We start from the raw sequence: 8,247 nt of genomic DNA, 5'->3' as shown, positions 1-8,247 counted from the left end.
GTCCGCCGGCCGGCGGACGCCCCCTTCCGGCGTGCTCACGGCCTCTCCGCCGTCCCCCGCCCGGGCCCGCCACCGGGCGGGGCGCGGGCCGTCACGGCCGCCGGGGCCCGTGCCCGGCGGGCGCCTCACCGGCGGTGAAAGGACATCGCGTTTCCCGCCGGTGGCGTGGAAGGATGGCGCGACCGACACATGACGAGGAGATGACCGCGTGCCTGGCACAAACCTGACTCGCGAAGAGGCGCAGCAGCGGGCGAAGCTGCTGACCGTTGACTCGTACGAGATCGACCTCGATCTCTCCGGCGCGCAGGAGGGCGGCACCTACCGGTCCGTGACCACGGTGCGCTTCGATGTCTCCACCGACGCGGACGGCGCGGAGTCGTTCATCGACCTGGTGGCCCCCACCGTGCACGAGGTGACCCTCAACGGCGACTCCCTCGACCCCGCCGAGGTCTTCGCGGACTCCCGGATCGCCCTGCCCGGTCTGCTCCCCGGCCGCAACGTGCTGCGGGTGAGCGCCGACTGCGCGTACACCAACACCGGTGAGGGCCTGCACCGGTTCGTCGACCCGGTCGACGGCCAGGCCTACCTGTACACCCAGTTCGAGGTGCCGGACGCCCGCCGCGTCTTCGCGAGCTTCGAGCAGCCCGACCTCAAGGCGACCTTCCGGTTCACCGTGAAGGCCCCGGCCGGCTGGACCGTCGTCTCCAACTCCCCCACCCCCGAGCCCCGTGACAACGTCTGGGAGTTCGAGCCGACGCCGCGGATCTCGACGTACATCACCGCGCTGATCGTCGGCCCGTACCACTCCGTGCACAGCGTGTACGAGAAGGACGGCCAGTCGGTGCCGCTCGGCATCTACTGCCGGCCCTCGCTCGCCGAGCACCTCGACGCGGACGCGATCTTCGACGTCACGCGGCAGGGCTTCGAGTGGTTCCAGGAGAAGTTCGACTACGCGTACCCCTTCGGGAAGTACGACCAGCTGTTCGTGCCGGAGTTCAACGCGGGCGCGATGGAGAACGCCGGCGCGGTGACCATCCGCGACCAGTACGTCTTCCGCTCGAAGGTGACGGACGCCGCCTACGAGGTGCGGGCCGCCACGATCCTGCACGAGCTGGCCCACATGTGGTTCGGCGACCTGGTCACCATGGAGTGGTGGAACGACCTGTGGCTGAACGAGTCGTTCGCCACCTACGCCGAGGCCGCCTGCCAGGCCGACGCGCCGGGCTCGAAGTGGCCGCACTCGTGGACCACGTTCGCGAACTCCATGAAGACCTGGGCCTACCGGCAGGACCAGCTGCCGTCCACGCACCCGATCATGGCCGACATCCGCGACCTGGACGACGTCCTGGTCAACTTCGACGGCATCACCTACGCCAAGGGCGCCTCGGTCCTCAAGCAGCTGGTGGCCTACGTCGGCAAGGACGCCTTCTTCAGCGGCGTGCAGGCGTACTTCAAGCGGCACGCGTACGGCAACACGCGCCTGTCCGACCTGCTGGGCGCCCTGGAGGAGACCTCCGGCCGCGACCTGAGCACCTGGTCGAAGAAGTGGCTGGAGACCGCCGGCATCAACGTGCTGCGCCCGGAGATCGAGACGGACGGCGCGGACGGCACGGGGACCATCACCTCCTTCGCCATCCGCCAGGAGGCGCCCGCGCTGCCCGCAGGCGCCAAGGGCGAGTCGACCCTGCGCCCGCACCGGATCGCGGTCGGCCTGTACGACCTGGACGCGGCGAGCGGCAAGCTGGTGCGCGTCGACCGGGTCGAGCTGGACGTCGACGGCGAGCTGACCTCCGTACCGGAGCTGGTCGGCAAGGCCCGCCCGGCCGTCGTCCTCCTCAACGACGACGACCTGTCGTACGCCAAGGTCCGCCTGGACGAGCGGTCGCTGGCCTTCGTCACCGAGCACCTGGGCGACTTCGAGGCGTCCCTGCCGCGCGCCCTGTGCTGGGCGTCGGCCTGGGACATGACCCGCGACGGCGAGCTGGCCACCCGCGACTACCTGTCGCTGGTGCTGTCCGGCATCGGCAAGGAGTCCGACATCGGCGTCGTGCAGTCGCTGCACCGCCAGGTGAAGCTGGCGATCGACCTGTACGCCGCCCCGGAGGCCCGCGAGACGCTGCTCAACCGCTGGACGGAGGCCACCCTGGCCCACCTGCGGGCCGCCGAGGCGGGCAGCGACCACCAGCTGGCGTGGGCGCGCGCCTTCGCCGCGACGGCGCGCACGCCGGATCAGCTGGACCTCCTGGACAGCCTGCTGGACGGCACGAAGACGGTCGAGGGCCTGGCCGTCGACACCGAGCTGCGCTGGGCGTTCGTGCAGCGGCTGGCGGCGGTGGGCCGGTACGACGAGAGCGAGATCGCGGCCGAGTACGAGCGCGACAAGACCGCCGCGGGCGAGCGCCACGCCGCCACCGCGCGCGCCGCCCGGCCGTCCGAGGAGGCCAAGGCGGAGGCGTGGGCGTCGGTCGTGGAGTCCGACAAGCTGCCGAACGCGCTCCAGGAGGCGGTCATCGCCGGCTTCGTCCAGACCGACCAGCGCGAACTGTTGGCCCCGTACACGGACCGGTACTTCGAGGCGCTGGCCGGCGTGTGGGAGTCCCGCTCGTACGAGATGGCCCAGCAGATCGCGGTCGGCCTCTACCCGGCGATCCAGGTCTCCGAGGAGACCCTGGAGAAGACGGACGCCTGGCTGGCCTCCGCCGACCCGAACGCGGCCCTGCGCCGCCTCGTCTCGGAATCCCGCGCGGGCGTGGAACGCGCCCTGCGGGCCCAGGCGGCGGACGCGGCGGCGGAGTAGCCGCGCGCCGGTACGCACGTCCCGAAGGGCGCACGGCGGCATACCGCCGAGCGCCCTTCCCGCCGCACGGAATCCGATCAGTACGTCCGCACGCGCTCCTCTCTGCGCGGTCCGTCCTGAACCCCGCCCGGGCGGGTTCGCCGGGGTGGTGCGGTGGCACTTCGGGGTGTGCGCGGTGGGCGGTGAACTGCCGGCCTCCTCCCTCGCCCGGTGTCACGAGGTGGCCGGAGCAGTCCTACCCCGGGTGTGTGCCGTGCCGGCCCGCCCTCCCCGAGGAGGGCGGGCCGCGGATCGTCCGGCGCGGAGTCGCTCCGGGGAGTCGATGTCAGCGGGCACCTTCGCCCTGCACCCCCGGCCAGGGATCAGAAGATGTCGATCCAGCGGTGGGTCACCGTGCCCTTGCCGCAACCCACGTACTTCGTACCGCGGATGCTGTTGGTCTCGGAGTAGTAGTGCTTGCCGTCGGTGCACTTGACGCCGACGCGCCAGTTGCTTCCCCCCGAGCACCAGCCGGAGGCCTGGTAGGCGCTGACCTTCGAGGTCGAGCAGGTCATGGCCTGGGCGCTCACTCCACCGGCCGAGGCGGAGGTCGCGGGAGCGAGCGCGAGCCCGCCACCGAGAGCAGCCGCTGCGGTGGCGAGGGCGAAGGTCCTGCGTATCTTCATGAGTTCCGTTCCCCTTTCGGAAGCGACGACCGGCGGACAGCCAGTTCGTCGTGTCTCTGGGCCGGAACGCTACGAGCGGGCCGCGTGCGCCGTCGTCCCACAGCGGTTGGAACTCCGGGTCACACCATGGGGGCAGAGGCCTGTCTCCTACAACCTCCGCCGTACTGCGGAAGTTGACGCTCACCGGCGGAAACGGCATTGCGCTGCGGCGATGCGGATCCGACCGCCCCGCCCCTCGTGCGGTCAGTCGTGGAGTTCGGCGCGGAGACGGCGTGAGGGCTTGAAGGCGTAGAGGTCGAGGATGCCGGGCGGGTCGGTGAGGCCGGGGCCGCCGCCGGCGACCCAGGTGGTGATGTCGGTGGTGGCGTCGGGGTCGTTGACCAGGCCGAGCCAGACGGGGCGCCCACCGGCCTCGCGGCCCTCGGCGGAGGGCTGGACGACGATGACGTTGGCGCGTTCGCAGGCGTCGAGGCAGTCGGTGACCCGTACGGTCGCGGCGTCCCCCACGGCCCGACGCAGGTCGCGCAGTTGGGCCGCGTGGTCGAGGCCGGGGATCTTGGGGGTGCCGCAGCAGCAGCCGCGGCAGACGGTGACGGTGGGGCGCGCCGCCCCCGTGACGGGGGCGGTACGGCGGGTGCGTTTGCTCACGCGGTGTCCTTGGTGTCCTTGGCGGGGTCGGTCCAGGCGGCCTCGCGCAGCAGGCGCAGGCCGTTGAGGCCGACGATGACGGTGGAGCCCTCGTGTCCGGCGACGCCGAGGGGCAGCGGCAGGGTGCCGATCAGGTCCCAGGCGACCAGGGCGGTGATGAACACCCCGGCGACGACCAGGTTCTGGACGACCAGGCGGCGGGCGGCGCGCGCGAGGTTCACGACGGCGGGGAGGGTGGCCAGCTCGTCGCGGACCACGACGGCGTCGGCGGTCTCCAGGGCGAGGTCGGAGCCGGCCTTGCCCATGGCGATCCCGCAGTGGGCGGCGGCCAGCGCGGGCGCGTCGTTGACGCCGTCACCGACGACGAGCACCTTGCGGCCCCGCGCCTCCTCCTCCCGCACGGCGGTGACCTTGTCCTGCGGCAGCAGCCCGGAGCGGACGTCCGTGATGCCGGCCTCGGCGGCCAGGTGCCGGGCGGCGCGCTCGTTGTCCCCGGTCAGCAGCACCGGGGGCCGGCCGGTCAGGCGGGTGAGTGCGGCGACGGTGACGGCGGCGTCCGGCCGCAGCCGGTCGGCGATCCCCAGTACCCCCACCGGTACGCCGTCGCGCAGCACCGCCACCGCGGTGCGCCCGGCGTCCTCCAGCTCCCGCACCGCCTTCCGACCGGCCGGGTCGGCGTCGGCGGGCAGCAGCCGGGCGGGGGAGCCGACCTGCACGGTGCGGCCGGCGACGACGGCGGTGACACCCCGGCCGGGAACGGAGGCGAAGTCGCCCGCGTCGGCGAGGACCAGACCGCCTTCGCGGGCGGCGTCCACGACGGCGCGTGCCAGCGGGTGCTCGCTGGGGTGCTCGGCCGAGGCGGCGAGGGCGAGCACCTCGTCCCCGGTCAGGGCGCTGCCGGGCAGGGGGCGGATGTCGGTGACGCGCGGGACGCCCCCGGTCAGGGTGCCGGTCTTGTCGAGCGCGACGGCGTCGACCTGCCCGAGGCGTTCCATCACGACGGCGGACTTGACGAGCACGCCGTGGCGTCCGGCGTTGGCGATCGCGGACAGCAGCGGCGGCATGGTGGAGAGCACCACCGCACAGGGCGAGGCGACGATCATGAACGTCATCGCCCGCAGCAGGGCCGACTGCAACGCGTCGCCGAAGGCGAGCGGGACGGCGAAGACGGCCAGGGTCGCGACGACCATGCCGATCGAGTAGCGCTGCTCGATCTTCTCGATGAACAGCTGTGTGGGGGCCTTGGTCCCGGAGGCCTCCTCGACCATCCGCACGATCCGGGCGATCACCGAGTCCGCCGGATCGCGCTCGACGCGCACGCGCAGGGCTCCGGTGCCGTTGACGGTGCCGGCGAACACCTCGTCCCCGGCCCGCTTCGCCACCGGCAGCGGCTCGCCGGTGATGGTGGCCTGGTCGACGTCGCTCGCTCCGTCGAGGACCCGGCCGTCACCGCCGACCCGTTCGCCGGGGCGTACCAGGATCGTGTCCCCGGCCTTCAGCCGTGCGGCGTCGACGCTCTCCTCGGTGCCGTCGGGCAGGAGCCTCGTCGCGGTGGAGGGGGCGAGGTCGAGCAGGCCGCGCACGGAGTCCGCGGTCCGGGCGGTGGCGACCGCCTCCAGGGCGCCGGAGGTGGCGAAGATGACGATCAGCAGGGCACCGTCCAGGACCTGGCCGATGGAGGCGGCGCCGAGCGCCGCGACGACCATCAGCAGGTCCACGTCGAGCATCCTGTCCTTCAGGGCCTTCAGGCCCTCCCACCCCGGCTCCCAGCCGCCGGTGACGTAGGTGGCGGCGAACAGCGTCCCCCACAGCCAGGCCGGGGCGCCCAGCAGGTACGGCGGCAGGGCGAGCAGGAACAGCACCAGCGCCGCGAGCGCCCACCGGGCCTCCGGCAGCGCCAGGACGCGCGTGCGGCGCCGCGGCGGGCCGGGACGCGGTCCGGCGGCGGCCGGCGCGGGCCGCTGGTCCAGGGCAGAGGGCATGACGGAGAACCCTTCGCGGGCGGGAGGGGAGACGACGGCCTTCACCGTACAGGAATACCTGAACAGGTTTTCATGTGTCGTCGTTAGGATGGACGCATGGGTCACGGAGCCGACGGCAGGAACGACGCCACCCCGCGCGAGCGACTGGACGCGGCGGGGGCGACCGACGTCGCCGCGACCCTCCAGGCCCTGGCCACCCCCTCACGCCTGTACATCCTGGCCCGCCTCCAGGAAGGCCCCTGCTCGGTCGGCGACCTCGCCGACTCCGTCGGCATGGAGGCCTCCGCCTGCTCCCACCAACTGCGCCTGCTGCGCAACCTGGGACTGGTCTCCGGCGAGCGCCACGGCCGCTCCATCGTCTACTCGCTGTACGACAACCACGTCGCCGAACTCCTGGAGCAGGCCCTCTTCCACGTGGAACACCTGCGACTCGGCCTGCGCGACGCCCCCGCCTCGGCCTCCGCCTCCGAGACGGCACCCGTCTCGAACCGGCGATAAGGGGGCGCGAGGGCAGGAGGCCGTCGCGGCGGCCTCCGCGAAGCACAAGGAGAGTGCCGGCGGGAACACGTCGCCGAAGGGTGGACCGAGCGACTCGACCCGGGACGGCCTTCGCGGGTACGGGGAGCAGCACTCGGCCGGCTCTTGGTCGGCCTTCGACCAGGGACCATCCCTGCGGGTGCAGGGAGCAGGTGCTGCTGTCGGTGATGGCGCAGGTGCCGGAGGGACCATCCCCGCGGATACGGGGAGCAGGACTTGCCCCTCACCCGCGCCGCGGCGGCCTGGGGACCATCCCCACGGGTGCGGGGAGCAGGAGCCACAGTCCTACCTCGCCTTCCGGTCGCGGGGGCCATCCCCGCGGGTGCGGGGAGCAGTGCGGCAGCGGCAGCATCGGCAGCGCGCTGGAGGGACCATCCCCGCGGGTGCGGGGAGCAGACCACCACGCCGTCCCCGCCCCTGCTCTCGACGGGACCATCCCCGCGGGTGCGGGGAGCAGTGCGTCGTCGTGCGCCCGAACCACCGGGCCGTGGGACCATCCCCGCGGGTGCGGGGAGCGGTGGATGCCGGGCGCGTCGGCCGAGTTGGGCACGGGACCATCCCCGCGGGTGCGGGGAGCAGTGTGCGCCCGGTATGCCGTACCTCGTGGCCTGGGGACCATCCCCGCGGGTGCGGGGAGCAGCGATGTGGTGCCCGACGCGGCCACCGCCCACAGGGACCATCCCCGCGGGTGCGGGGAGCAGTGTGCGCCGCTGATCTTCCGGAGGCTCGCGGGGGGACCATCCCCGCGGGTGCGGGGAGCAGCAGGTGCTCCCCGGGGGGTTGGTCGTGGGGCAGGGACCATCCCCGCGGGTGCGGGGAGCAGGGGTAGACGTCCATGCCCTTGGCGCCGGGCGTGGGACCATCCCCGCGGGTGCGGGGAGCAGGTGTTGCTGGTGGTCGCGCTGCTGACCATGGCGGGACCATCCCCGCGGGTGCGGGGAGCAGGTCAGCCACACGGTGAAGCCCGTGCTGGTGACGGGACCATCCCCGCGGGTGCGGGGAGCAGGACTGGCGCTACGACCCGCAGACCGGGTCCCTGGGACCATCCCCGCGGGTGCGGGGAGCAGAAGGCGTCCGACGTCACCACGACGTCGGTGAAGGGACCATCCCCGCGGGTGCGGGGAGCAGTCCAGTGGATCACCACGGCGGCCGTGCTCGTGGGGACCATCCCCGCGGGTGCGGGGAGCAGTGGGGGACGATGAAGGTGAGGACGTGTCGGGTGGGACCATCCCCGCGGGTGCGGGGAGCAGGTCGATCTCCGCGAGCCGCTGGTCGTCGAGCGGGACCATCCCCGCGGGTGCGGGGAGCAGATCGAGGCCGAGTTCGCCAGCCTGGTCGCCGAGGGACCATCCCCGCGGGTGCGGGGAGCAGTGGACTCACAGTCCACGCCTGAGTGGTTGACGGGGACCATCCCCGCGGGTGCGGGGAGCAGCCCTGCTCGCGTTCGGCGCGCTCATGCGGCAGGGGACCATCCCCGCGGGTGCGGGGAGCAGCCGGTCTGGACAGCGGCCAGCACCTTGTCCCGGGGACCATCCCCGCGGGTGCGGGGAGCAGTCCGGCGCCGACACGGCGGCCCGCGACATGCAGGGACCATCCCCGCGGGTGCGGGGCTGGTCCC

Annotated in this window: 5 protein-coding genes and 1 CRISPR repeat array; of the genes, 2 read left to right on the top strand and 3 right to left on the bottom strand. The window is 73.2% G+C overall.

The genetic code is table 11. The features are described from left to right. Positions 1-208: 208 nt before the first annotated feature. Positions 209-2,797, top strand: a complete 2,589-nt coding sequence (gene pepN / locus AOK18_RS24985; protein ID WP_055695792.1) for an aminopeptidase N — start codon at positions 209-211, stop codon at positions 2,795-2,797. 362 nt (positions 2,798-3,159) lie between these two features. Here the strand turns inward: pepN and AOK18_RS24980 are convergent, their stop codons facing one another. The 3 genes from AOK18_RS24980 to AOK18_RS24970 form a co-directional block, all read right to left on the bottom strand. Then, complete coding sequence (locus AOK18_RS24980) at positions 3,160-3,462, bottom strand: hypothetical protein (protein ID WP_055695791.1); 303 nt, start codon at positions 3,460-3,462, stop codon at positions 3,160-3,162. A 243-nt stretch (positions 3,463-3,705) separates the two neighbouring features. Then, on the bottom strand, positions 3,706-4,110 hold the full coding sequence (locus AOK18_RS24975; protein ID WP_055695790.1) for a hypothetical protein: 405 nt from the start codon (positions 4,108-4,110) through the stop codon (positions 3,706-3,708). Beyond that, positions 4,107-6,092 (bottom strand): heavy metal translocating P-type ATPase, encoded by a 1,986-nt coding sequence (locus AOK18_RS24970; protein ID WP_055695793.1) that lies wholly within the window; start codon positions 6,090-6,092, stop codon positions 4,107-4,109. Before AOK18_RS24970 ends, AOK18_RS24975 begins: the two co-directional genes overlap by 4 nt. Positions 6,093-6,188: 96 nt before the next feature. Here AOK18_RS24970 and AOK18_RS24965 point away from each other — a divergent pair, with 96 nt between their 5' ends. Beyond that, positions 6,189-6,590: an ArsR/SmtB family transcription factor gene (locus AOK18_RS24965; RefSeq protein ID WP_055695789.1), complete on the top strand. Its 402-nt coding sequence runs from the start codon at positions 6,189-6,191 to the stop codon at positions 6,588-6,590. 162 nt (positions 6,591-6,752) lie between these two features. Then, positions 6,753-8,244: direct repeats of the CRISPR family, unit length 29 nt; unit sequence GGGACCATCCCCGCGGGTGCGGGGAGCAG. Positions 8,245-8,247 lie beyond the last annotated feature (3 nt).

Source organism: Streptomyces prasinopilosus (genome assembly GCF_001419695.1).
GTDB lineage: Bacteria > Actinomycetota > Actinomycetes > Streptomycetales > Streptomycetaceae > Streptomyces > Streptomyces prasinopilosus.
The sequence above is the reverse complement of the archived record's forward strand: the minus strand, read 5'-3'. Positions and strand labels throughout refer to the sequence as shown.